Raw genomic sequence first — 26,981 nt, 5'->3', positions numbered from 1 at the left:
TTTCTTTTCTATGACTACTTTGTACTATTTTCTATTTAAATATTTTCCTAAAATACGACTAAAGTTTTGTGCAGCATCACCATACATATGCCCATCATAATCGCTGAATGCATCTGAACTTCTATCTATTTCTTTTTCTTCCATATAATTAAAATTATAATATGTAATATTGTATTGGTTCATTAGTTTACTGAAATACTTATTTGCATCATCATAATGTTCTGCATATTGTTCTAGTGTCTCCTGTGGTATTGGAGTCGTAATCGCTATCAATTCAATATCATTTTTCTTGCAATATTGTACCAGTTTCTTGAAATATTCTAAATTCCCTTGATATACTTTTGCCTCATCCCATAAAATTAAATTATCCTTACTCTTTGGGACTCCTTTCATGCGGTTAATATGGACAAAACCTTCTTCCTCATAAGATTGATTCTCTGCCTTAAATACCTTTGTTCCATAATTCTTATATTCTTGGCTGAGCTTTGTTTTTATAATTGAAGGAATTGCAGTATATTGATTTCTACACATATACCATGGAAAAATTGTATTTCTAAAATCAGCAGAAAGATTCTTCGCAATATAATATTCAACCTTTACTAAGGAAGGAGGAAATTCGCGATATATCATATTATAGTCTGTATTCTGACTTGGTTTTGTAACCCAATACCCCGGATCTGCTTCGTAAATAATCCTTTTAGGTTTATGATGCCTAACAGCCTCTTTGATTAAAAAATAAGAATCTTCCAAGTATTCTCCACCCAGACACAGATTTGTACTTTTTCTTCCTGTAATTTTATCTACTTCCAATGGATTAATCCCTGCTTTCCCATGTGAAGTCCCTATATATAAGTCATCATACTTTTTTTCCTGTATATTATGAACATCAACTCTAATATAGCTATAGGGTACGAGCATAAAATTGAACATACCACTTATTACAACGCACAAAGCAATAAATAAAACAATCCCGCCTACTTTTTTAAAATTGTGCATAGATAAAACCTCCTGAACTCGTTGGCGGCTGTCCCAATATCGGCAGAGCAAAAAGAAGCATTAAGTATACTGCCCATCTTATCATTACAGGTCTACTGATCAGTACCTGCTGTACCGCTATTTTATTTTCCTGTATGAAGCTGACCATAAATACGATAGCACATCCAAAAAGTAAAATAATCAATATAATAATCGAAAAGTTCTGTACACTTTTTCCTGTTTCTAATATACTTCCATTTAACAGACTTGTAATCTCAAAATGAGTCACTGCGTTTTTCATCATAATAAGAGCCTGACGTACACTATCCGCACGATCAAAAAACCAACTTATATTAACTAAGATAAAAGTCCTTACAATCTGAAATACGATCCACAGTTTTGACTTATCATTGATATGGCAGGCTTTTTTCCATTTTTGATAATTGGCAGCCATAAGTCCGCTAAAAGCAATTATTAATCCATTATATAATCCATATATTATAAATTTCCAAGCAGCCCCATGCCAGATTCCTACTACCAGAAATACAACAATATTGGCAGCACAAATAGGCAGAGTACGACCTACCTTTTTGCCGAAGGTCTTCTTCGCAAACTTTCCAAATCTACTCATCCCTTTTGATAAAGAAATCGGATAAAAAATATAATCTTTCATCCAAGTTCCCAATGTGATATGCCAGCGATGCCAGAAATCAGAAATAGATCTAGCAAAAAACGGTTGTTTAAAATTCTCTTTTAATGTAATTCCAAATAGACCTGCGATTCCAATCACTACATCTATTCCACCGGAAAAATCTCCGTATAATTGTATGGAATAACCTAAAACCGCAATGATAGACAGCCCTGGAAATTCTTGATAACGATTAAATATACCATCTACAAACATTGCTGCATTATCTGCAAGCACCATTTTTTTGAAGAACCCCCAAAGAATCCTTTGAACTGCTACTTCCGCCTGCGCCCAATTAAAAGTATGCTGCTCAAATAATTGATGAGCCAAGTGGTCAAACCGGCTGATAGGGCCTTGTAGTATTTGCGGAAAAAAAGATACAAACAACGCAAAACGAAAAAAATTGAATTCCGGTTTGTATCTCTCCCAGTAAACATCTAACAAATATCCCATTGATTGAAATGTATAAAAGGAAATTCCCAAGGGAAGAAGGAAATTAAAAAATGTAATCTGATTTCCTGAAATGTGATTAAAAATATCAATTACAAAATTTGTATACTTTAATATTCCCAACATTCCAAAGTTTAAAATAAGTGTCGTAACAACAATTAAACGCTTTTGACTAATGATTTGCTGCTTTCTAAAGCTTCTATTCGTATCTTGATTTTCTGCATGACATGTACTTATCTTATGCAATAAAATACCTGCCGTATATGTTGTAATAGTTGAAAATAGAATAAAAAATACAATTTTTATTCCAGATGATGCATAGTAAATATAACTTAAAATCAACAACCATACCCACTGAAACTTCTTAGGGATACTATAATACCCAATGACTGCGATAAGTACAAACAGCAAAAACTTCATTGAAATTAGTGACATTTTATTCTCCTTCGAAATCTATGCTTCCTTTAAACGCTGCACCATATCCCAAAGGGCTTTTGCAGAATTAAAGTTGTCTGGTATGATTTCTACTGGTGTGATAGAAATATCGAATTCCTCTTCTAACTCACTTACGATAGACAAAATTGCAAAGGAATCTAAAACTCCATCATCAATCAATGTCGTACAATTTTCGTAATCTACTCCCGGTTGGATATCCTCTAAAATTTCTAATAATTGTTTCATAATAATTCTCCTCTCAAATTAACTTTTTAACTAATTGAATTTATTGTATCTGTTACTTGTGTGTCCCTTATTAATTCGACTCCATTTTCTATAGAATAAAATAATATCTTGGGTAAATCTCTGCTTAAGAACAGACCGATTCCTTCTGTGACAGAATAAGCCCCTGTATTTTGAAAAACAAGTATATCACCTATCTGTGCATTTTCCAGAGGAAATTGCTTTACAATCACATCACTTACCGTACACAAAGATCCACAAATATTCCAGGCTTCTAACGTTCCTTCTTTATGGTCTTTTAAATGAATCACATATGGCTGTTTCATTGCCATTGTCTGCCCATAATAATTCAGATGATGAATTCCTCCATCTACAATACAATAATTTTGATCCTGATTTCTTTTTTGATCTACAATTGCAGTGAAAAAGCTGCCACATTGGGCAACTAAATACCTGCCGATTTCAAGGGTAATCCTTCCTTTAAATTTAAGCCGGTCTAAAATTTTTCTAAATTCAGCTAATAAATCTATTTCATCTGATTTCTCATTTTGGAAATATGAGACCGAAAATCCTGGGCCGTACTCCAATTCTTCTGCCAAAAAGTCATACTGCTCATTAAGATAAGAACATAACTCGTCCAACTCGTTGAGTTCTTTTTCCAATTGTGAGATTTTTCTTTTCTGTGTCCCTGAATAAAGCTGAAGTCCTTTGAACTCTAACGCTGAATATTCTTTACGTTTTTCAATGATACTGCATATCATTGTTCGATCCATACCAAATTGGTTCCCACTGGAAAGGCGAAGTAATACATGAATCTTCAGATTCCTTTCACCTGCGCACTTTTCTAACAATTCCAGCTGCTGAATAGATTCTATGGTATATACTCCTTTCCCTTTATAAATATCTAAGATTCTTTCTATATCTTTTTCTTCTTTATAAACGCCTGAAAGAACAATTTGTTTCATCGAAATCTCCGATCTTTCACAGATACGGAATTCACCTGGAGAACATACTTCAAAACAGTCCACCCAATCTTTCATTCTACTTACCAAAAAAGGATTCGCCTTCATTGCATAACAAATTCTTACTTTATTTCCTAATTCGTTTCTAATCTGTTGTACACGATTTTTAACTGCGTCTAAATCAAAGACATACGCTGGTGTTTTATATTGACTACTAATTTCTTTTAATATTTTCTCATCCATTATAACTCCTCCGTACACATTCTTTTTAAAAGAGTACGATCCATTTTCCCATTTTTCGTAATCGGAATACTATCAACTTTACGAAAAACATTCGGAACCATAAAAGCTGGTAGTTGAAGTTTGATTTCCTTTACAATCATTCTTTTCTCAACATTTCCTTCATAGTATGCAACTATTTTATTGTTTGCTTCGTCAAATACGCAACAGACTCTTATGACCCCTTCTACTTTCTCGATTGCACTCTCAATCTCAGTAAGTTCAATACGATGTCCCATATGCTTGATCTGACAATCTTTTCTTCCAACAAAACACAATTGATTCTCTTCATTATAATAAGCTAAATCACCTGTCCGATAAATTCGTTCTGCATATCTGGTATTTAAGGGATTCTGTACAAATGCTTTGGCCGTCTGCTCTTTAGAATTGTAATATCCCAAAGACAAAGCTGTCCCAGATACACATATCTCTCCGTAAATTCCCGGTTTCTCCACCAACTGTTCTTGCTCATCCAGCAAAAATACCTTTTCATTAGGAAATGGTTCTCCTATAGGAAGAATATCTTCGTATGTTTTATCTACAATAAAATAAGTACAGTTGCATGTAATTTCCGTAGGACCATACAAATTAACAAACATTGCTTCAGGTAAGGATTCTCGCCATTGATTTAAATGTTTCATAGGCATCACTTCTCCGCTAAACAATACTTTTCGGACCGTCCCCGGTATTTTATATTCAAAACCTTTCAATGTCGTTATCATACATAGTGCAGAAACAGCCCAAATAAGAGTTGTAACTTCTTTCTCACATAAATAATCAATAAGCTGTGTCGGGAATGAAAACAGCCTTTTGGGAATAATTGACATCGTAGCTCCGGTTTTCAGAGTTGAATAAATGTCTTTTACCGAAACATCAAAATCAAAAGGTGCCTGATTCCCTATTACATCTTGATCGGTTATTTGAAATAGTTCCGTAAAGCAGTCGATAAAATCTATCACGGATCTATGACTGACCACCACTCCTTTGGGAATTCCAGTAGAGCCTGAAGTAAATATCCCATATAATGGATCTATGTCTGCCGCTTGTTTTCGAATCTTTTCTAACACTGCGATATCAGCAGTTTCCTCTTCTAATTCTTCCAGACATAGAATTTTTCCTGCAAATCCCTTCTTCTCTAACTTACCTTTATGTAATTGATCTGTTACAATCATATTGGTTTCTAACGTATTTAAAATTTGCTCTAGTCTGATTAATGGCTGTCTGGTATCTAAAAGAACGTAGAAACACCCTGCATAAACAGATCCGAGAAACGCTGCCAGCGCATTTATACTTTTTTCCATAAAAATAGGAATAGGCTGGCGAACTGAAACTTTCGCTGCTAACACACTTCCCAATTTCTGTGCTCTTTGTTCCAGCTCTTTAAAAGTACAACTTGTCCGTTCATCTTCAAATGCAATCTTGTTCGGAAAACAACTTGCTGTTTGTTCTAAATATTCTAAAATATTTCTATTCATCTCTAACTCCTATCGAAATGATAAACATCTTTACATTTTTGCACATTCTCCATGATACCACGTTTTTTTTTAAGGTGGGAGATGTTTTTTCTTAAGATTTCTTAAGGATTTTAAACAGCAAAAAAAATCCCCAAAGCATTAGCTTGGGGATAAGGTAGATAAAATTTTTTCAAATTTTTTAACCGATAAAATTTCATTTGTTAAAAATTTTCCTTTATAAAATAAACTATAAGAGGTAAATGGTGCAGGGGCATTTTGAGCTTCCAGCATTGAATTTATATGAATTGTTTGAAAGTCAATTCCCTTTTCCTTGGCCGCTTCCTCAATAAGAGGTACGTATTTTGCAGTAAAAGGGCATTGATTTGTATAGTATAATACAAATCCCGAACTATTTACTTTCGATTCATGAACAGACTGTTTGAAGAAAGGTTTGTGTGACTCTTCACTAAATGGTAAATACATCAATTCATAATATGGTTCAGCAATATCTACAGTCCGAAAACCCTTATGTTTTAAATATACAGGATCCGCTAAGAAAGGTATTTTCTTTTGTGAAGACAGAATAACAAGGCCTGATTTTCCTTTTTCCCTGCTGTCTTTGATACATTCCTCTAAAAGCTGATTAGAATATCCTTTTCCTTTCAACTGTCCGGATACCCAAAAACAATTAATATACATATATCCTTTTGCTTCGATTGGAGCCCAGGCTTTCTCAGCAGGTATATATTCTATAAAACATTTCCCCCTAAAGTCACCTTTTTTAAATATAAGACCATCCTCAAATCTTTCAAGCATCCACGCTTTTTTTGATGCTACCTGACAATCTTTGTTATTCGAAATGGCACAACAAATGTGTTCCTCTTCAATATTTTCTTTTGATACTGTGATAATATTCATGAATTCACCTTTTCTTAATTAATGGAAATATAAATATGTACTTCTGCATCTTCCATATCACTACTTTGATATTCTTCAAAATCACAACGATAATTTCTTTCAAACTTTTCAGAATCTATCTTCCATAGATCCTCCCAGAAATCTGCTACTACTTTGTATATCGCACCACGTACCACAAACTTCGCATATTTCCCTGCAGGAATTGTTTTTATTATTGTATCGGCCGGTATCGTTTCTGCAGATGATACTTCACTACCTACCGTAACATTGTATTCTCCGCTATCCTTATCCTCATAATCGGAATATATCCCCATCGCTTTTTCATTTTTTTTATTTAAGATGGAAGAATAAATTCCTTTTTGATAAAAATCATTCCATAAAGAGCTTATAATATTGGTCATATTTTCATCTGAATTTTTTGTCCTCGCACTCAGCCCTACTACAATCTTTTCTTTCAATTCTATAACTTTGTAATCCATATTTGATTACCTCCTTCATTTGATAATCAAATACTAGCATATATAATCTGACAACATTATGTCATATATAATTTTTTTCTATTCTTTTTATTATATCTATCATTTCTATTCGAATTTCTTCAGGTTCCAAAACCGTAAGTGTCTCTCCAAAACCTAACAAATAGCTATACAGCCATTGACTTCTCGGTAGTCCTATATCCACCAAGAAATATTCTTTTTCTTCTGTAATAATTCCACTTCTAAACTCATCAAAAACGCGAAATCCCATAGACCGATCTATTTTAAGTTTTAGTCTTATAATATTACTGAACTTATTTTTGTATTGAAAAGAAACTTCTTCTGGAATTTTCGTATCAAAGGTATCTGTCAGCACTTCTAAATTTTTTATCCGGGAAAGTTTAAAAAAACGGAAATCTTTTCTTTTCCTACAGTATCCATATAAATACCAGCTCATACTTTTGAATACAACTTTTAATGGTTCAACAATTCTCTTCGTTTCTTCTCCTCTTCCATTATAATACCAAAAAGTAACAGCTTGCGCACTCAAGATACAATCTCTAATAATGTAGAATATTTCCTTATCTTCTTCTGACTTCCCCCATTCTGAAAAATCTACCTCAATCCAGCTCTCGATGTTTTTTTGAAAAATATTACCAAGCTTTCGCAGTGCATCTTTTACTTCAACGTTCCCGGTTACATTAACACTTTGTAATGCCATAATAATCTGATTCTGTTCTTCGTCGGTCAACAGAGTCTTACTCAAAGTATAATGATCCATAACCGAAATTCCACCGTTTCTGCCTTTTTCCGTAAAGATAGGAATCCCACAGGAAGAAAGAATATCCATATCCCTATAGATAGTCCTTACTGATACGCCAAATTCTTGAGCCAATTCTGCAGCTGTCACTGTCTTTTTTTGAATCAATATATTGGTAATTGCAAATAATCGATCAATTTTCATAACCTTCTCCTTCTTATGGAATACTTTATCTTAAACATTTGGCAGATTCATAAACTCAACTATGCACTTATGTTTTGTAAGAATATCTGCACATTCTCTTTCTGATTCTGTATATCAGATCCAATAGAACTTGTCATAAGAGAAAGCTTGATTTTCCCACCTTTGACCGGTATATTTACTACACTTCTACCTGGAATAATACTTTTGGAAACTTTCACATTCATTATTTCGTTAAACGGTATTTGAAAACTACCTTTGACTTTTGAACAGTCTAACTTCTGAATCACACAAACCACGATTCGTTTTTCTGTCAATCCAATATAACAGTACTCATTACTCAAAGCTCCCATAGCTCCTGCAGCGCCTCCACCTAACGCTGTACTTGTAACCCCTGCTAATAGACCGCCAAGAACACCTATCGCAGCAATATCTTTCATACCGGCCATGATTACGCCCCACATCTTCGCCTTATACTGCTCTCCTTCCGGCAGTAGTTGATCTAACATTGTATTCTTATCTTGTTCACTCATTTTCATTGACATTTGTATTTCCTCCTTATTAATAACAACAATACTCCTTGTTTAATATACCTTTTTCACGCGTCCTTCAAGACCACTCTCTTTTAATCGAACTTTACAACCTTTTTTATTATCATGTACAGATAATACTTTTTCTATTTTTCCTGTAACAACATTACCATCTTTTAACAAAATCTCTACTCTATTCCCTTCCTGTAATTCTCTTAACATGGTACCATCTTTTGAAAACTTCCCATATACATCCATTCTATTATGTATTAAGTATTCTAAGCCATAAGTTTCTAACATTTCCTTATAGTTTTCTCTTATCTGTTTTAAATGAAGATCTCTCCAATATAACAACCATGAATAATAAGACATAATTGAATTTGGTAAATATCTTTCTAAAATTGCTAAACTTTCTTCTAACTTATCAAATTCATAATGTGCATAATCAATTGAAAACTTATCTTCTCCTGTAATCAAAACAAACCTAAGATGATATGCCTGTGTCGTCCTAGCCGCAAACATTGGAGTAACTTCATAGGTCCCTATAATAAAATTTTTAGGTATATAGACTCTCCCTATCTTTAACCAATGTTTGGAAACCTGTAGCTTGTTTTCATAAAAATCAGGGACTGTTTCAAACACTTCTGACTTTATTTCATATTTTATCCAAGTTTTATGTTTTAAATACTTTGATGCAAATTTCATTTTTTATTCTCCTTAGAAATGCTTTACATCAGTCTAATATACTTTTTTTACGCGTCCTTCAAGACCGTTCTCTTTTAATCGAACCTTACAACCTTTTTTATTGTTATGTACAGACAATACTTTTTCTATTTTTCCTGTAACCATTTTGCCGTCTTCTAACAAAACATCCACTTTATTTCCTTCCTGTAATTCAAGTAACATTGTACCGTCTTTTGAAAACTTTTCAAATACATCCACTCTATTATGTACTAAATATTCTAGACCATAAACTTCTAACATTTCTTTATAGTTTTCTCTTATTTGTTTTATATGAAGATATCTCCAAGTAAACAACCAATCATAATAAGACATAATTGAATTCGGTAAATATCTTTCCAAAACTTTAAGACTTTCTTCTAATTTATCGAATTCATAATATGCATAATCAATGGAAAATTTATCTTCACCCGTAATCAAAACAAATCTTAGATGATACGCCTGAGTCATCCTAGCCGCAAACATTGGAGTAAGTTCATAGGTCCCTATAATAAAACTTTTAGGTATATAAACTCTACCTATCTTTAACCAATGTTTGGAAACCTGTAGCTTATTTTCATAAAAATCAGGAACTGGTTCAAACACTTCTGACTTTATTTCATTTTTGATCCAGGCTTTATGTTTTAAATATTTTGATGCAAATTTCAATCTTTATTCTCCTTAGAAGTGCTTTACATCGCTCTCTAATATACCTTTTTCACACGTCCTTCAAGTCCACTCTCTTTCAATCGTACCTTACAACCTTTTTTATCATCATATTCTGATAAAACTTTTGCGATTTCACCTTTCACTATTTCACCGCCACTTATTGGAATTATATCCACTTTTTTCCCTTCTTGAAGCTCATGTAACATAGTTCCATCTTTCGAAAACATAGCATATACATCTACTCTATTATGTACCAAATATTCTAACCCCTTAGATTCAAGCATTTCTTTAAAATTATCTTTTATCTTCTTTTTATGTAATACATTCCAGTAAGAAAGCCAATCATAATAGGACAAAACTGAATTAGGCAAATATTTTTCCAAAACCTTAAGACTTTCTTCTAACTTTTTAAACTCATTATATGCAAAATCAATAGAGAATTTATCTTCACCTGTAATCAAAACAAACCTTAGATGATACGCCTGAGTCATCCTGGCCGCAAACATTGGGGTAAGTTCAAAAGTCCCAATAATAAAGCTTTTAGGTATATAAACTCTCCCTATCTTTAGCCAATGTTCGGAAACCTGTAATTTATTTTCATAAAAATCAGACACCAGTTCAAACTCTTCTGACTTTATTTCCTCTTCTATCCAGGCTTTATGTTTTAAATATTTTGATGCAAATTTCATTCTTTATTCTCCTTCAAGAACATTTTTTACAAAAGTTTTCTCATCTTGATCTTCATAACCTGTAAATACAACAGTTTCAATATCATCCTGATTAAACATAAAGGTATATTGTTCACTTACATTTCCTTCGGGATAAAAGCAAGCTACGTAATCATACGCCTTGCCTGTATCAACAGACAACTGTTTTCTCCCATATATCATAATCTTTTTCGTTCCTCCTTTTAATAATACAACTGAACCTATTGGTAAATACTTTTTCATTTTTTTAATCTCCTTTCATTTATCCAAACACAGCATTGGCCCATCCACTTACCGTATCTCCGATTGCATCTTTCGCATCATTCAGGGCAGACGAGACTGCCTCTCCTGCCTTCTTCACACCAGAAACAGCTCCATCGATTCCTTTTTCTACGGCAGTGCTTGCCCATTCCGCTACACTCTTTCCACCAATCTCAACGCCATCTGTCAAATAGTCATATAATTTACCTGCTCCATAACCAATTGCAAATCCTGCTGCATATCCTACAATAGTTCCAACTCCTGGAATCGGTATGGCAGTTCCAATTGCTGCACCAACTTGGGCGCATCCGGTAGCAACTGCCATTTTCCCTAACCCTTTTGCAACATCGACACTGGCATCCGCGACAATTTTGGAAGCCGATGCACCTTCTTTATAATTATCATAGATTCCTTTACCTACGTCAATACCTATAGATGCATAACCAATACACTTACCTACATTACCTAACATATCATTTCTTTCAAATCCATAAATAGATTTCATATTAATACTACTTTTTACATTAGACCATAATTTTCTATCTTTAATATTCTTAGCAAACTTAGCCATTTTCTGAGCATTTGTTGCATCTGAAGGAACAAATCGATTAAGCCCAGATTTCACAAATTTCTCTGATCCAACTTTATATCTAGTCCCTTTTATGCCACTTACGTCAGCTCCATTCGCCCGAGTATTATAAAGTCCTTTAATGCACCAATACCCGTTTCTCTCCACTATTTTCATAGATGAAATCACAGATTTATTTGCGTTGATAACCTGAATGAACTGCATGGCAGACATTCCATAATTATCTGTAAAATCTACAGGGCTCTTCAACATATCCATATAATCTAAAAGTGACGTATTGGTTACATCAGGACCTACGACGTTCTTCAAATCTTTTTCTAACTTTTCACTCAATTCTTCATGCTTTCGATTACTTTCTTTGATATCGAGTACAGCAGCTATATTACCATAGTTTTTGATCATATATTCCAGATTATTTGCTAAATTCCCGTCACATACATTCATGTTATGCTCCGCGGTATCACATAAATTTTCAAATAAACTACCTTTGATATCCTCTTTATGATCGCTGTCAAATTCAAGAAATTCTTCTTTATGCTTTGGTAATAAACCTTTTGAAGAACTGCTGCCGATTTCTTCAAAATTATTACGGACATTCTCCTTACTGGGATTTGTATAAGGTCCATATGCACTGCAGCTTGTATTTAAACTTTTCACAACATTTTCTACCACTTGGGCAGAATCCTCAAAATCTTCTTCATAAAGCTTTAACTTGTCTTTGATTTCTATTAATCTTTCTTCTGATACAATTGACAATTCATGATTATCCACTTTGGAATCGAATTCTCGAATCAGTTTATCATGCATATTCTGCAGTTCTTTTGCTGCTTCCATCAAATCACTCAGAATTTCTTTCTCTACATCTAAAATATATGCTTTGGCACTTGTGGCCTCTTCCCCAAAATAGGAGTTATTTAATACAAACATAGTATAATCTGTCTGTAATTTTTCTGCTTTTACTAAAAATTTTTCTTTTTCACTTTTATAATTTTTAAAATATTCTTTTACTTTTCCCTCATCTATCTTTTTCATTTCATCTCCACCTATGTCTTACTTTATTGTCTCAACAGATTGTACTGCGAATGCGGAATCTACGTCTGCCTTTTCCAAATTTGTGGCTGCCTGATTCATTACTTTTACAACAGCGGCTGCATGTTGTTGGTATTTTGTCAGCAAGGACCAAAGTCTCTTGTGTGCCTCCACATATGCTGTCAATGTCTCCATATTTACTTCCGATAAGACATCCGCTTCCTTACTTTCTAGCAGGCTGCCGGCGTCTGTATTTATCGCATTCACTATAGTTTGATAATCAGAAAGGTTTAAGCCTATTCCATTTCCTCCTAATTCCATTCGTTATTCCTCCCTCTTTTCATTCTAATCTTCATCATCATCTTCCGCTTCAGCAGCTGCTATTTCATCTTCTATTCTCTGAATTTTATTTAAAGCTCTTTGAATGGCACTGCTTATATCTGATTGTAGTTGATTGCATTGTTCAATATATGTATTCAAACTTTCAACTAATTCAGATTGTATGCGTTCTGCTTCTAGTTCCTTCTCCCCTTTCCAGGCATTTCCTGCATCCATTTGATAGTTCTTGATGTTCTTAGTCGTTGTTTCTATTAATGGTATTTCCTTCGCTAAATTTCCCTGTTCTCTTCTCAATATTTCCAGTATCTCCCTTACCCTTCTTAATTCTGCACGTAATGCACTGGTATCTCTTCCCATTTTTATCCTCCTCTATTGTAGTATTTGTTAACAGTTTATTTCAATTATAATTCTATTCTGAAATAGGTTTTCCTGTCGAAATTCAACAATAATATAATATATTCTTTTGAATTTTATAACTTCCAGCTAATATCCAATAAATTTTCTACCAATAAAAAAGGCCACAACAGATTCTGTCTGTTGCAGCCGAACAACCATTGTTTTCACTTTAGGTTTCTAACTTTGCGTCCCTTTATTTCTAAAGGTTTGCCATCACTATGAAAAGTATAATATACCTCAAAAACTATGTCAAGACAATAAAAAGCTTCAAGTATTATTTTATGAATGTGTATCTTCATATGCCTTTCGTACAGCCTTTGCCAGCTGATCAGAGCAAGAAGTCGATTTTCTTCCACATGAAATCCCTGAACATTTTTCTTCTATCTGATTCACAGTCCAACCATCGATTAATTTCGGTATCGCTTTTAGATTTCCATCACAACCACCTGCAAACCGCACGTTTGTGATAACATCATCATCTATATCAAATTTTATCTCCGTTGCACAAGTATTTTTTGTCTTAAATACATACTCCATATTAACACCCTCTTTTCTTTTATATTATGATATGGTCAATTCTTCTTACATGATAATATATCATTTTATCAATGTAAAGTATAAATAAATAACTATTTTAATTTAGGTTCATACGTTATTTCTAACCCTTCTGTATATTTTCTCTCCATCTGGTGTCTTGCTTTACGGTTTTCCACGGTATCAAAAATAATAGAGAAATCATAATCTTCGGGATACAAATCCTTGGCAAATGCCTTAATCTTAAGTCGTTTATGATTCACCAACATCTTTTTCTTTTGAATCTGAACGCCTACTTCTCCTTTGGAATTTACAGGTTCAAATACAATTCCCAGTTTTTTTTGAGGATATACCATCACACTATCGCCGATATGGAATTTATCTATTTTTTCTTTCGCGGAGTCAGGTTTATCTACTTTTTTCGTTATCTGATTACCGGCTGTTCTTTCTTTCTTTATTTTCTCTTCTTCCTGAAACAAATACTTACTTACTTTGTTCTCAGAAGCTAAAACTCTGGTCTGATAAGCTTCTTTATAAGCTCTTTCCAACATCGAAGCTGACATTCCAAGCCGTTTTGCAATATAAAACGCACAACTTTCACCAGCTTCTCCAAGTTCCAGACGATATAATGGCTTTAGGCTTTCTTTGTCAAAAGCCATTCTTGCATTTATGATCCCTTCCGTTTTCGATGCATAATCCTTTACCTCCGGATAATGTGTCGTAGCAATAAAATTACAACCAATACTGTTTAATTCTTCTAAAATAGAAACTGCAATTCCCATTCCTTCTGCCGGATCTGTACCGGAACCCAATTCATCCAACAATACGAAGGAATCTTTATCTGCAACCTCAATAATATGAATTACATTTTTCATATGCGCTGAAAAAGTAGAGAGATTTTCTGTAATACTCTGCCCATCTCCAATATCACATAATACATTGGTATTCATACAAATATCTGCTTCTTCACAAGGAATATGCAAGCCACTCTGAGCCATTACCGAGCAAAGCCCTAATGTCTTTAATGCAACAGTTTTTCCACCAGTATTAGGCCCTGTAATCACAACCCCTTTGATCTCTTTCCCAAAAGAAATATTGAGTGGAACGCATTCTTTTTTGTCTATCAAAGGATGTCTTCCATTTACTAAATTGATTCTTCTATCCGTATTAATTCTGGCTTCTTTCCCATCCATTTCTACGCTAAGTTTCCCTTTTGCAAAAATGTAATCCAGTTCTTCAATATAATCTAAATTTAGCAGAATATCTGCTTTAAAATCACTGACCAAAGACGAAATTATATATAAAACTCTGCGTTCTTCATTATTTTCTTCTATTTTCAGTTCTTCTAATTTATCCCTCAACTTAGCAACACTTACAGGCTCTATGAAATAAGTAGCTCCCGAAGAAGAAATATCAATGACACTTCCACTTACCTGCAGCTTGTGTTCTTTTTTTACCGGCAGTGTATAATGTCCATTTCGATTCGATACAAAACTCTCTGAAAAATATCCTTTTTTCCCTTTTAAAATACTTTCCAATTTTAAACGAATATCATTCTCTGATCGTTCTATTTTCTTACGTATCTCTTTTAATTCCTTACTTGCATAATCATCTACACGACCATTTCTGATACATCTTTCAATTTCCTCCTTTAAAAGTTCCAAATCTACCATTCCATTTCCAAAACCGCCCAACTGATTTTCCACTTCTTGACAACGTTTTAGATACTGTATCATTCTCATGCTCAAAGTAGCAAACTGTTTTACTTTTTCCAACTCTTCTATACTTAAAAGTTCTCCTTTTTCGGCTGCCTCCCCGATCTCTCTTATTTTGTCAACAGCTGCAAGTGGGGGAGTCCCCTGTGTATCCAGCAGCTTTCTTGCTTCCGTTGTTTCTTTCAGTTTACTCAGAAGTTCACCTTCATTTAAATAAGGTGCAAGTTTTTTGAATCTCTCTTTTGCTTTTTCGGTAACTGTATACTCTCTTAATTTATCTATAATTTTGTCAAATTCCAACATGTCTTTTATATAATTCATTATTAACCTCCAATAATTCATTCATTTTCTACGCTAAAAACCCGCGAATGCAACTGCTTGACTACTACAGCGTGCTCTTCGCGGGTTTTCTCTTTTCTATTTTATAGGAACAAAAATAATTTACGTTATAAAGAGCATAGCTCTCTGTTACGCAAAATAAAAAATCAAAAAAAGCAAGACCGACCGTCATGCTTTCTAAATATCCTATAAAATAGATAAATCTATAGAAAAAATTTAAGCAATCTGTAAAGCAGAATTTTCAGTATCTGAATGTCACGATCCATATACTGGTAAAAGGCGCACTTTTAGAAGGACTTTTTCTAAAACCTGACCTTTGACAACTATTTAGTTGCATTCTTCATTACAGAAACAATTAACAAAAACTTCTCTCCTTTATTATCTGATAACTTATATTATACATAAGTTCATAAAAGTGTCAATATAAATAAGCCTTAAATAATTTTTTTCATCTACATAAATTCTACAAATCCTTTTGATAGGATACTCCCATAAATCAGATTTGATTGAAAGGAGAACTTTAATGAAACAAAATATTAAAAATGAATTGTTACAAATTGAGGGTATGACCTGTATAAATTGCGAACATCGAATTGAAACTGCGTTAAAAAACACAAAAGGTATTGTTAATGCCAAAGCTGATTATACTAAAAATACTGTTTATGTAACATACGATGCTAATGTAATAAATTTAAATAATATTCGAAAAGTGATTGAAGATGCAGGTTATCAAATTATAAAAACAAATGAAAAAGTGAATTATAAGAATAAATATATTCAAGTTGCAGGTATTTTACTTCTTATTCTTGCTTTGCAAACAATAATTGGCCGAATGGGCGGGTTCCAAATCTTCAATTACTTTCCTCAGGCAACAGAAGGTATGGGATATGGCATGTTATTTATTATAGGACTTTTAACCTCTGTTCATTGCATCGCAATGTGTGGCGGAATTAACCTGTCCCAGTGTGCATCTTACAAAGTTAATACCACAAAAAAGAATGATTTAAGACCTAGTTTTCTTTATAATCTTGGAAGAATTATATCATATACCGTAATTGGTGGTATTGTAGGTTCCCTTGGTTCTGTTGTAAGTTTATCCGGAACAGGAAAGGGAATTATAACACTTCTGGCAGGAGGATTTATGATAATCATGGGACTGAATATGTTAAATGTATTTCCATGGTTACGGAAAATAAATCCACATATGCCCAAGTTTTTTGCAATAAAGATCAATGAGCAGAAGAAAAGTAACAGTCCTCTTTATATTGGACTCTTAAATGGACTGATGCCTTGTGGACCACTGCAGGCTATGCAGATTTATGCTCTTTCAACAGGTTCACCAATCAAAGGTGCGATATCCATGCTTTTATTCAGTTTAGGTACTGTCCCTCTTATGTTCGGTTTTGGAGCATTAAGTTCAATACTTACAAAAAAATTCACAAGCAAGATGATGACTATCAGCTCAATTTTAGTCATACTTTTAGGAATTAGCATGTTCCAAAGTGGAATGGCTTTATCAGGCTACGCTATGCCTCTAAGTACAAAGATCAGCAACAATTTAAAAAGTACATCTGAGTTATTCTCAGATGAAAAAAGTACCTCCGCAACTGCTGAAATTGTAGATGGTCAGCAACTAGTTACAACTACTCTTTCATCCGGAAGCTACGAACCAATAACAGTCCAAACCGGTATTCCCGTAAAATGGACGATTAAAGCAGATGCTAATTCAATCAATGGATGTAATAATGAAATTATTATTCCGGAATATAACATACAAAAAGAGTTAGTTCCAGGAGAGAATATTATTGAATTTACTCCAAAAGAAAGTGGTACTATCCCCTATAGCTGCTGGATGGGAATGATTCGAAGTCAGATTTCTGTTTATGATAATCTTGAAGACCAATCACAACCGCTACCACAAGCAGATACTTCGCAATTACCCAGCTGTTGTAATTAATTGTTGCAAAATTATAAATGTATGATATGATTTTATTATACCCCTATAGGGTATGTAAATAATTAGTAGAAAGGACAATTATTATGGAAAAAGAAACTCTAAAAATAACCGGGATGACCTGTGCTGCCTGCGCTTCACGTATAGAAAAAGTAGTCAGAAAAATGGATGGTGTAGAGCAGATCTCAGTAAATCTTGCAACAGAAAAAGCTACCGTGTCTTTTCATGAAGAATCTACCGACTTAAATTCTATTAAAGAAAAAATTGAAAAAGTTGGATATGGTGCTTTAGATATAGAAGAAAAAAAAGTAGTTGATCAAGATAAATTAAGAAAAGAAAAAGAAATCAAAGTATTGTGGACAAAATTCATAGTTTCTGCTGTTTTTGCTATCCCTTTGTTATATTTGGCTATGGGATCCATGATTTGGTGGCTTCATTTTCCGATACCTGAGATTTTGAAACCGATGCAGTATCCATTAAATTATGCATTATTACAAATCATTTTAACTATACCAATCATTATTGCAGGATACAAATTTTACACAGTAGGTTTTAAAGCTATCATTAATAAAAGTCCCAACATGGATTCACTGATTGCTATGGGAACCACCGCTGCTATTATTTATAGTTTGTACTCTGTTTATCAAATAACGATCGGTGATTTTGGAGCAGTTGATCATTTATATTTTGAAACTGCCGGTGTCATTATTGCACTTATATTACTGGGAAAATCTTTAGAAGCGGTATCCAAAGGAAGAACTTCTGAAGCAATTAAAAAACTAATGGGGCTTGCTCCCAAAACTGCTATCGTGATACGCGATGGCAAAGAATTCGAAGTTCCAATAGAAGAGGTTGAAATCGGGCATATTATTTTAGTAAAACCCGGTGAAAAAATACCGGTAGATGGAATCGTAATCGACGGAAATACTTCCATAGATGAATCTATGCTTACCGGTGAAAGTATTCCGGTTGAAAAAAAATCCGGCGATCAGGTGTATGCCGCAAGTATCAACAAAAACGGAGTAATCCAATTCAAAGCGACCAAAGTTGGTGGAGACACTGCTCTGGCTCAGATAATCAAATTGGTGGAGGAAGCACAAGGTTCAAAAGCTCCAATTGCACAAATGGCTGATATCGTATCGGGTTATTTTGTACCTATCGTCTTTGCAATTGCTGTAATTGCTTTTGCGGGCTGGTTCATCAGTGGAGAATCTTTAGTTTTCTCACTTACTATATTTATTGCAGTTCTTGTTATCGCCTGCCCTTGTGCTTTAGGTCTGGCTACACCTACGGCAATTATGGTCGGCACTGGAAAAGGTGCTGAATATGGAATTTTAATTAAGGGTGGAGAAGCTCTAGAAACTACGCACAAAATTAATACTATTGTCTTTGATAAGACAGGTACCATAACAGAAGGAAAACCTGAAGTAACAAATATTGTCACTGTGAAAGAAATGGATAGAACAAACCTGCTTCAAATAGCTGCCTCTACTGAGAAAGGATCCGAACATCCTCTTGCTGATGCAATCGTCAGAGCTGCACAGAAAGAAAATCTTTCATTTTCAAAAGTAGATAATTTTGAAGCGATACCAGGTCACGGTATCCAAGTTGAATTGGATGGACTTCATGTTCTATTAGGAAATAAAAAACTTATGGATGATCAAACTATTTCTTTAGAAGATTTAGAGTCACGTTCTGATCAATTAGCTGCGGAAGGAAAAACTCCAATGTATATTGCCATCGATCAAAAAATTGCTGGAATCATAGCAGTTGCTGACATCGTAAAAGAAAGCAGCGCAAAAGCAATACAAAAACTTCAATCCATGGGACTGGAAGTTGCAATGATAACTGGTGATAATCGTAAAACTGCAGAAGCAATTGCAAAACAGGTAGGTATTGACCGTGTACTTGCAGAGGTATTGCCACAGGATAAATCAAATGAAGTTAAAAAATTGCAGGAGGAAGGCAAAATGGTTGCTATGGTAGGTGACGGTATTAATGATGCTCCTGCACTTGCACAATCAGATATCGGGATCGCGATTGGTTCAGGAACTGATGTTGCTATGGAATCAGCTGATATCGTACTGATGAGAAGTGATCTGATGGACGTTCCTACAGCAATAAAACTTAGCAAAAGCACAATAAGAAATATTAAAGAGAATCTTTTCTGGGCCTTTGGTTACAATGTAATCGGAATACCTATAGCTGCAGGTGTACTGCACATTTTTGGCGGTCCTTTACTTAACCCAATTTTTGCTGCTGCCGCAATGTCACTAAGTTCCGTATCCGTTTTAGCAAATGCTTTAAGATTAAAAAGATTTAAAGTATAAAACTTATAAAGGAGAATTTAATATGAAAAAAAAATCAGTAATAATTACATTGTCATTATCCACAATATTTTTATTTACTGCTTGTACTAATAGTGATATCGTCGGCAAAAGGTCTATTGATTCATTTCAGAATGTTTTAAAAGTAATGTCTAAGCAAGTTTCTGCTGATAAAGAAATCAACGGTTGGTCTTTAACTTCACCTGATGGAACCGAACGATTTTTATGGAGTAAGGATTTTAGCGCAGATACTTCTAATGACATAATGTTAGAAGTTGATGCAAAACCTTTTATTGAAGCTGGATTAGATAAAAGTAAACTACCTTCAGATATGGTTGAAGGGAATAAGATTAGAATAAGCGATAATTTAGGGAATGAAAAAATCAATAATAACGATGATACTACTCCACTCGATTCTTATAAAAAAATAGTAGAATTGAAAAGAGACCTTATAAAATATCATGCTGATTTAGATCATTATGGTATCACCATTGGAGATGGAAATATGTTTGAGTGGGCAAAAGATATCGATAACAATGATAAAGATATTGTTTTCGTTTTAGACCCAAAACAATTTATTGACGCTGGTGTTGACCCTTCTAAAGTAGACGGCTGGCTGTTTGCAAAAGTAAAGATTATGCAAGAAAATGGTAAGAAGGTTGAGGTCGATAAACTTTTAAAACCCTTTAATTTAAAATAAAACTATAAAATAATGGAGGTAATAAAAATGGATAAAACAATATTAAATGTAGAAGGTATGTCTTGCTCACACTGTGTAAATGCAATTACAAAAGCAGTAGGTGCTCTTGATGGAGTATCTAATGTAGACATTGATTTAAATGCTAAGAAAGTTTCTGTAAGCTATGATTCCAGTAACGTTTCTCTTGATACCATTAAATCTACAATTGAAGATGAAGGCTACGATGTAATATGATAACGAATACAAAAAATGTGCTCGTCGTTGATGATGAAGCTAAAATATTAGAAGTAATAAAATCATACCTGGAGAAAAAAGGTTATACTGTCTTTACTGCCGAGAACGGCGAGCACGCCTTTTGTATTTTAGAAACTGAAAGTATTTCACTTGTAATTTTAGATCTTATGCTTCCTGATATTTCCGGAGAAGAGATCTGTATGAAGATTCGGCAGAAATCAAGAGTTCCAATTATTATGCTTACTGCAAAGATAGAGGAAGAGGATATGTTAAAAGGTCTTGATTTAGGTGCAGACGATTATATAATCAAACCTTTTAGTTTAAAAGAATTAAGTGCAAGAATTGAAGCAGTTCTAAGAAGATCCGGTAATGACTTGGTTCCTCTATATAAAAAAATTTCATTTCACAAAGGTGATTTGGAAATCGACTTTCAAAGTCATACTATCAAAAAAAAGAAAAGAGAAGTTAATTTGACTCCAAATGAATTTAAAATTCTCGCAGCACTTGTGAAATATCCTAATAAGGTATTCACAAGGGAAGATTTAATCGCTACTGCACTTGGTGATGAATTTGAAGGCTACGACCGTGCAATTGACAGCCATATTAAAAATTTGCGTCAGAAAATCGAAGACGACTCCAAAAAACCCGTATATGTTTTGACAATACATGGAGTGGGCTACAAATTTGGAGGAAACTAAAATGAAAAATAAAAACTTTAGTTTAAAATCCAAACTTTCTTTATCCATTTCTTTGGTTGTTCTTCTGATCGTCGCTCTAATCAGCCTGCTGGCAAACTATTTTATTGAAGATCAATTTAAAGACTATATTTTAATCCAACAAAAAAAGACAACTCATCAAATAATAACCAGTATCAGTCAACAATATAACAATCAGTCAGATAGTTGGGACATTGATTTCATACATAAGATTGGAATGGATGCCCTCTATAACGGTTACATTATTTCTGTATATGATTCCAAAAACAATACTGTCTGGGATGCGAAATCCTGTGATATGGAATTGTGCAATGAAATAATGAATGATATCTCTGACAGAATGATGGTAAAATATCCTTCCATAAATGGAACATTTATTACAAACGAGTATCCGGCTATAAACAACAAACAGCAAGTCGGCACGGTAAAAATCAGTAACTTTGGACCGTATTTTTTGAGTAAAGATGACTTTCAGTTTTTGGATTCTTTAAATCAACTTTTAATAGGTATTGGAATTTTTTCTTTAGCTGTTTCCATCTTGGTTGGATTTTATCTTGCAAAAAAGCTTACTAACCCTATTTCTAAAACAGTTGAGGTATCCAAAAGGATTTCTTTCGGAGATTATGGTGCAAGAATTCAAGAAGAGACTAATACAAAAGAGATTGACGAATTAATACTCTCCATCAATCATATGGCTGAAACTTTAGAAAATCAAGAAAATTTAAGAAAACAACTAACTGCTGATGTCGCCCACGAACTCCGCACCCCTTTGACCACAGTTCAAACTCATATGGAAGCATTGATAGAAGGTATTTGGGAACCAACGACCAAACGTTTACAAAGCTGTTATGATGAAATCACAAGAATTTGTAAACTAGTTAACGATTTAGAACGATTGGCTAAATTGGAAGGTCAAAATCTAAATCTTAAAAAAACATCAATCAATCTATTGGAACTTACTAATAAAGTAATTTATAATTTTGAAGTAGAACTTAAAAATAAATATTTAAAAATAAATGTCTCAGGAAATTGCCAGGATATACCTGCAGATGAAGACCGTATCAACCAAGTATTGACCAACCTTATTTCTAATGCTGTAAAATATACACCTTACGAAGGTAGTATTGAAATTAATTTGTCAGAAACAGAAACTTCTGCCCTCTTAAGTATCAGCGACAATGGTATTGGTATCCCAGAAAGTGAATTACCCTATATATTCGAACGCTTTTATCGAGCTGACAAATCCCGTAACCGTATGACTGGCGGATCAGGAATTGGACTTGCAATCGTAAAATCTATTATAACTGCTCATAGAGGTTCTATTGAAGTAACAAGTAATTTAAATGAAGGCAGCTGCTTCACTATAATATTACCCAAATATAGAAATCAGTAAATTAGCCTTCCTGCATTTCTTTCGATCTCCAGTTATTATATTATTTTAGAACATTTCATAATCCGGCATCTAGCAAAATTGGTATTTTTAAAAAGGGGACTTGGAAAAACAAGTACTCTGATATAATCAAGTTAAGAAAAGGATATCTACATTGTAGATATGCCCTTATTGATGCAAAATAAGTATTCTACACTTGTCAGGGCAAGGATACTTATTTTTTTGTATGTAATTTGATTATTTCAATACCATATCTCTGGCTTTTTTACAACTAATTTGTTTTAAGATACTTTGTTCCTTCTTTGGTGATCTTATAATATTTCCGAACTTTCACTAATACTTCCTTTTCATATGAAGTAAGATAGTTCTTTGCCTCCAGGGGGTGCATATCTTTTATTGTGAAAACGGCATAACGTTTAAATTATCCATAAAGCCTTTTCTAAAGACATCCTCTACCATTTTTTCTGGCAGACTCATTTCCTTGGTAATTATATCTGAAAGTACTGAAAATGATATCATTGGTAAAGCATTATAAAATATTAATCTGATATATTGCTCTATATATTCTTTATTGGAAGTATTATCTGCGCCTAATAATTGTCCAAAAAACAGTTTTAGTATCTCCATCATATAAGAAAATATCTTTTCTTCTTTTATTCCTTTAGTAAGAATAAATAACCCTATTTCTCTATTTCTTTTCCACAGTGCAATCATTTCTTTGATATGATTGGACAAAATCTCATGATTCGATAAATCTAATTCTTTAATTTCAATTTTATATTTTATATTTTCCAATAATTTTTTTATCAAATCCAGCATAATTGTTTCTTTACTATCAAAGTGATAATATACCATTGCCTTTGTTACTGTTGATTTCTCAGCAATTTCTTCTACGGAGACATTTTCATATCCTTTTAAATTAAATAAATAATCCGCTGACTCCAATATTTTGTTTTTTGTTTTCATTCCTAATCTGTTCTTTGCCATATTTACCTCCTGTTTGCATATTTAAATATATGTCAAATGCATATTTTATTGTTAACAAACTCGTTCAAATTTGTATCGAGAATTAAAACCCTGGCATTCCTACAAAAAAAGGGATTTGGAAAAATGAAATAAACTGATCCAGTTTTAGAAAATTAAAATAAAATTTAAATGACAAACATAAAACTGTTGAATTTTTATCATTAATATTTTTAATATTTATCGCACGAAATATTGTATATTTTCTTTTCTCGATTGAAAGTACTGAATTTTTAAGTTCTTTTTTAAACCTAATTTTCGATTTTAGTTTAATATAATTGGATATACATTTAATAATATTCTTTATCATGATTTTATCTCCGGAATATAGATTTGATTTAAATATTTCTCTTGACCGAGTATTTTTTTATTAATACAAATCATTTTGTCTAGTTTCTCTGCATCCATTGTTAAGGCATTTATTTTACAAGTAACTACACAATGATAGCAGTGAATGCATTTTTTTACATCAATGTGTACTTTATCATTTAATTCTATTGCAGCCACCGGACATTCGTGAACACATTTTCCACATTTTATGCATCTGTCTTCATTTATATTTATCTCTATATTTCTAAGATTACTAATTATGTGTGCAAGTGGATAAATTAAATTCACTCTTTTTTTTTCAGGTTTAAGAAGTGTTTCTATATCCTTAGATTTTATTGGTGCAAAATTATTTATATTCAATTTGTTATAAAATTCTTCAACAAACTGACTAATATTTTCATCTGGAAAGCTACTATTCTTATTTAAATGTGGTGCAGAAATCTTTAGTGCTCCTACAAATCCGATACCCATTCCATTAAATAATCTAGCATTGATAAGGAATGCTTTTCCAGAGGTAATTCCACCATAATTAAGATAAAAAAAAGTCTTAAACTTAAATGTAGTTCTTTTACTTTCTTCTGCAATAATTTTAAACAATCTCAACATAGGCTCAAACATATTCATGTGATATGCCGGTGATCCAAACCCTACCAAATCAGCATATTTTATTTTCTCTACAATCAGACTATAATCTTCTCTATATGGACTGATTCCAATATTAATAGTTTCAACTTCATGATTATCTTTCTTAATTACTTTTTCTAATAATTGTGTAGTACACCTTGTAGTTCCTCCAGAAGTAGAATAAATTAATTTAAATATCATACATAATCAACCTCACTTTTTATACTCATAGTATAAACTATAAGTATAATATAGTCAAATTTATTTGTAATTATTTAATAACTGGCTCCTGCAAAAACCAGTCTTTTCGAAATCTGGTGTTATTTTTTTGTCAAAAAAAGAAGCTATGCACTAATGATAATACATAGTGCGACAGCCCCCTTTATATTTCCGCTTCTGTCACAACCTTATGTTCTGAAAAGCAATAGTCTTATCTCACAAATCTTCGTTCCGTCACAAATTCGATCGGAACCTGCTTAGAATACTCTTTGAGAACGATCTCCATCCCTTCATTCATTGCATCCATAACTGCAGGACTCTTAATAAATGCCAATTCTTTTTTAGCGAAATTGTCATATATGTCGTGGGAGTACCCATCTAATCCAGCCAGTTTAATGTCTTTCACTTCTAACTCAATCAGTAACTTAATCAACATCATCGCTGCATTATCTTCAACAGCATCCACATGATTCTTTAAAGTAGAATAATTTACAACAAAACCTTTTTTCTTCCCTTCTCTAATATTAGAAGTTGTGATAAATTCCGTCTCCAATTCGTTTTGCAAATCTTCATATCTTCTTAAATTACTTACAAATATATATTGACAATAAATATCTTCAGGTTTAAAATTTATTGCTATACAAATCGTATTCGGTTGTGTAGCTGCTTCCTTTATCTTTTTATGTTCTGTAATTATACTACTTCCCGGTGCAATCAATAACGCTGTTTTACCTTTCAATATTTCCTTTAATTTTATCCTTGCAATATCATCTGCAATGATTTGTTCCTGATATTTATAATATAGCAGCTCAATACATGTTTTATCAAAGACATTTTTCTTAGACTCTTCTAACTCTCCTAATATTTCATTCATATCCTCTACCGTCAAAGTATTCCTTTCATCCAGATAAGATGCATAATTAGGATGACAGTTATGTATGGCTGAAAGATAATGAGGCAGCGAATAGCCCCAATAATTGTTTAAGTAAACAGGCCCTATTATCTGGTCGATTATCTGCAAAACCGGCTGTACCTTATATTTTTCACCATTTACTTTATTCAGATGTTCCATAAATAATTCTGTATTTAAATTTCCAGCCCCTCTTCCCATTCCAAAAACACTGGTATCAATGATAAGATTCCTATTTGTTTTCAAATCAACTAAAGCTTGAGCATTTGAATAAGCCATTTGTATGTTATTATGAGAATGATAACCTAAACGAATCTCTTGCTTCAAATTGTGATCCACTAAATAATACAACCTCATAAGATCTTCTCTTTTCATGACACCAAAACTGTCTACAATATAAAATGCATATGGATTAATTTTGTTCGATGCTTCAATTAATTGTATATATTCCTCATCTGTATATGTGACAGCAACCATTGGTTGTATAAATAACTTATATCCTTTTTTCGCAATTCCTTCACAAAATTCTAAAGCATCATTCATATCTTTCTTGTGAAATGCAACCCGAATACCATCAATAGTTCCATCGTATTGTGGTATCTCGTCTAAGTTATATTCTCCATAGTTGACCATACATACAACCAATCCGTTTCTTTTATCTGTCGGTAAATATTCTTGCATTTTGGGAATTGTATCAAATAGTGAACTATCTTTATTTCTTTTTTTCTTATCTGTTAAAAATCCACACTCTATAATGTCTATATAAGCCAATTGTAACTTTACTATAATTTTCTTTATATTTTTTTCACCAAACTGCCAATTATTAATATAGCCTCCATCTCGAAGTGTACAATCTAAAACATGAATTTCGTTCATATTCCCTCC

General features: G+C 33.1%; 27 protein-coding genes and 1 riboswitch. Of the genes, 6 read left to right on the top strand and 21 right to left on the bottom strand.

The features are described 5' to 3' along the window. Positions 1–24: 24 nt before the first annotated feature. The 18 genes from DWV06_RS15990 to DWV06_RS15905 form a co-directional block, all read right to left on the bottom strand. The gene (locus DWV06_RS15990; protein ID WP_115483196.1) at positions 25–996 is read right to left on the bottom strand and encodes a hypothetical protein; all 972 of its coding nucleotides are present in this window, start codon (positions 994–996) and stop codon (positions 25–27) included. Further along, a complete protein-coding gene (locus DWV06_RS15985; RefSeq protein ID WP_115483195.1) occupies positions 983–2,548 on the bottom strand; it encodes an MBOAT family O-acyltransferase in 1,566 nt (521 codons plus the stop codon). The genes DWV06_RS15990 and DWV06_RS15985 overlap by 14 nt, the downstream gene beginning before the upstream one ends. Positions 2,549–2,566: 18 nt before the next feature. Beyond that, positions 2,567–2,794: an acyl carrier protein gene (locus DWV06_RS15980; RefSeq protein ID WP_115483194.1), complete on the bottom strand. Its 228-nt coding sequence runs from the start codon at positions 2,792–2,794 to the stop codon at positions 2,567–2,569. A gap of 26 nt (positions 2,795–2,820) precedes the next feature. Then, a complete protein-coding gene (locus DWV06_RS15975) occupies positions 2,821–3,996 on the bottom strand; it encodes an alanine racemase (protein ID WP_115483193.1) in 1,176 nt (391 codons plus the stop codon). Next, positions 3,996–5,507: an amino acid adenylation domain-containing protein gene (locus DWV06_RS15970; protein WP_115483192.1), complete on the bottom strand. Its 1,512-nt coding sequence runs from the start codon at positions 5,505–5,507 to the stop codon at positions 3,996–3,998. The genes DWV06_RS15975 and DWV06_RS15970 overlap by 1 nt, the downstream gene beginning before the upstream one ends. 138 nt (positions 5,508–5,645) lie before the next feature. Next, entirely contained in the window at positions 5,646–6,404 is a 759-nt protein-coding gene (locus tag DWV06_RS15965; protein WP_115483191.1) for an N-acetyltransferase, read from the bottom strand. A 14-nt stretch (positions 6,405–6,418) separates the two neighbouring features. After that, positions 6,419–6,883, bottom strand: coding sequence for a GyrI-like domain-containing protein (locus DWV06_RS15960; protein WP_115483190.1), 465 nt, complete (start codon positions 6,881–6,883; stop codon positions 6,419–6,421). A gap of 61 nt (positions 6,884–6,944) precedes the next feature. Beyond that, positions 6,945–7,844, bottom strand: a complete 900-nt coding sequence (locus DWV06_RS15955) for a helix-turn-helix transcriptional regulator (protein ID WP_115483189.1) — start codon at positions 7,842–7,844, stop codon at positions 6,945–6,947. Between the two features lie 59 nt (positions 7,845–7,903). Beyond that, complete coding sequence (locus DWV06_RS15950) at positions 7,904–8,386, bottom strand: hypothetical protein (RefSeq protein ID WP_115483188.1); 483 nt, start codon at positions 8,384–8,386, stop codon at positions 7,904–7,906. 39 nt (positions 8,387–8,425) lie between these two features. Then, positions 8,426–9,076, bottom strand: coding sequence for a hypothetical protein (locus tag DWV06_RS15945; protein ID WP_115483187.1), 651 nt, complete (start codon positions 9,074–9,076; stop codon positions 8,426–8,428). Positions 9,077–9,109: 33 nt separating this feature from the next. Further along, the gene (locus tag DWV06_RS15940) at positions 9,110–9,760 is read right to left on the bottom strand and encodes a hypothetical protein (protein ID WP_115483186.1); all 651 of its coding nucleotides are present in this window, start codon (positions 9,758–9,760) and stop codon (positions 9,110–9,112) included. A 35-nt stretch (positions 9,761–9,795) separates the two neighbouring features. Then, on the bottom strand, positions 9,796–10,449 hold the full coding sequence (locus DWV06_RS15935; protein WP_115483185.1) for a hypothetical protein: 654 nt from the start codon (positions 10,447–10,449) through the stop codon (positions 9,796–9,798). Positions 10,450–10,452: 3 nt separating this feature from the next. Next, positions 10,453–10,710 (bottom strand): DUF4176 domain-containing protein, encoded by a 258-nt coding sequence (locus DWV06_RS15930; protein WP_115483184.1) that lies wholly within the window; start codon positions 10,708–10,710, stop codon positions 10,453–10,455. Between the two features lie 19 nt (positions 10,711–10,729). Continuing rightward, positions 10,730–12,349 (bottom strand): hypothetical protein, encoded by a 1,620-nt coding sequence (locus DWV06_RS15925; protein WP_115483183.1) that lies wholly within the window; start codon positions 12,347–12,349, stop codon positions 10,730–10,732. A gap of 18 nt (positions 12,350–12,367) precedes the next feature. Further along, positions 12,368–12,667 (bottom strand): hypothetical protein, encoded by a 300-nt coding sequence (locus tag DWV06_RS15920; RefSeq protein WP_115483182.1) that lies wholly within the window; start codon positions 12,665–12,667, stop codon positions 12,368–12,370. A gap of 24 nt (positions 12,668–12,691) precedes the next feature. Continuing rightward, the gene (locus tag DWV06_RS15915) at positions 12,692–13,042 is read right to left on the bottom strand and encodes a hypothetical protein (protein ID WP_115483181.1); all 351 of its coding nucleotides are present in this window, start codon (positions 13,040–13,042) and stop codon (positions 12,692–12,694) included. A 178-nt stretch (positions 13,043–13,220) separates the two neighbouring features. Continuing rightward, a riboswitch (cyclic di-GMP riboswitch) is annotated at positions 13,221–13,303 on the bottom strand. A gap of 57 nt (positions 13,304–13,360) precedes the next feature. Then, positions 13,361–13,618 (bottom strand): TIGR03905 family TSCPD domain-containing protein, encoded by a 258-nt coding sequence (locus DWV06_RS15910; RefSeq protein ID WP_115483180.1) that lies wholly within the window; start codon positions 13,616–13,618, stop codon positions 13,361–13,363. 92 nt (positions 13,619–13,710) lie between these two features. Further along, positions 13,711–15,651 carry an endonuclease MutS2 gene (locus tag DWV06_RS15905; protein ID WP_115483179.1) on the bottom strand — a complete coding sequence of 647 codons (1,941 nt, stop codon included), beginning with the start codon at positions 15,649–15,651 and terminating at the stop codon, positions 13,711–13,713. Between the two features lie 541 nt (positions 15,652–16,192). Here DWV06_RS15905 and DWV06_RS15900 point away from each other — a divergent pair. The 6 genes from DWV06_RS15900 to DWV06_RS15875 all read left to right on the top strand — a co-directional run bounded on the left by DWV06_RS15900 (position 16,193) and on the right by DWV06_RS15875 (position 22,993). Then, a complete protein-coding gene (locus DWV06_RS15900) occupies positions 16,193–17,626 on the top strand; it encodes an urease accessory protein UreH domain-containing protein (protein ID WP_115483178.1) in 1,434 nt (477 codons plus the stop codon). Positions 17,627–17,709: 83 nt separating this feature from the next. Next, on the top strand, positions 17,710–19,953 hold the full coding sequence (locus tag DWV06_RS15895) for a heavy metal translocating P-type ATPase (protein ID WP_115483177.1): 2,244 nt from the start codon (positions 17,710–17,712) through the stop codon (positions 19,951–19,953). 22 nt (positions 19,954–19,975) lie between these two features. Further along, positions 19,976–20,650, top strand: a complete 675-nt coding sequence (locus DWV06_RS15890; protein ID WP_115483176.1) for a hypothetical protein — start codon at positions 19,976–19,978, stop codon at positions 20,648–20,650. Positions 20,651–20,677: 27 nt separating this feature from the next. Next, positions 20,678–20,884, top strand: coding sequence for a copper chaperone CopZ (gene copZ / locus DWV06_RS15885; protein WP_115483175.1), 207 nt, complete (start codon positions 20,678–20,680; stop codon positions 20,882–20,884). Continuing rightward, positions 20,881–21,582 (top strand): response regulator transcription factor, encoded by a 702-nt coding sequence (locus DWV06_RS15880; protein WP_115483174.1) that lies wholly within the window; start codon positions 20,881–20,883, stop codon positions 21,580–21,582. The genes copZ and DWV06_RS15880 overlap by 4 nt, the downstream gene beginning before the upstream one ends. 1 nt (position 21,583) lies before the next feature. Continuing rightward, complete coding sequence (locus DWV06_RS15875) at positions 21,584–22,993, top strand: sensor histidine kinase (RefSeq protein WP_115483173.1); 1,410 nt, start codon at positions 21,584–21,586, stop codon at positions 22,991–22,993. 390 nt (positions 22,994–23,383) lie between these two features. Here DWV06_RS15875 and DWV06_RS15865 read toward each other — a convergent pair whose 3' ends face one another. The 3 genes from DWV06_RS15865 to DWV06_RS15850 form a co-directional block, all read right to left on the bottom strand. Then, the gene (locus DWV06_RS15865; RefSeq protein WP_115483171.1) at positions 23,384–23,977 is read right to left on the bottom strand and encodes a TetR/AcrR family transcriptional regulator; all 594 of its coding nucleotides are present in this window, start codon (positions 23,975–23,977) and stop codon (positions 23,384–23,386) included. A 342-nt stretch (positions 23,978–24,319) separates the two neighbouring features. Next, on the bottom strand, positions 24,320–25,168 hold the full coding sequence (locus DWV06_RS15855; protein WP_115483169.1) for a 4Fe-4S binding protein: 849 nt from the start codon (positions 25,166–25,168) through the stop codon (positions 24,320–24,322). A gap of 229 nt (positions 25,169–25,397) precedes the next feature. Beyond that, the gene (locus tag DWV06_RS15850) at positions 25,398–26,972 is read right to left on the bottom strand and encodes an aldolase catalytic domain-containing protein (RefSeq protein WP_115483168.1); all 1,575 of its coding nucleotides are present in this window, start codon (positions 26,970–26,972) and stop codon (positions 25,398–25,400) included. Positions 26,973–26,981 lie beyond the last annotated feature (9 nt).

Origin of the sequence: Anaerosacchariphilus polymeriproducens (assembly GCF_003363435.1) — a bacterium.
In the GTDB taxonomy this organism is placed as follows: Bacteria; Bacillota; Clostridia; order Lachnospirales; family Lachnospiraceae; genus Anaerosacchariphilus; species Anaerosacchariphilus polymeriproducens.
The sequence above is the reverse complement of the archived record's forward strand: the minus strand, read 5'-3'. Positions and strand labels throughout refer to the sequence as shown.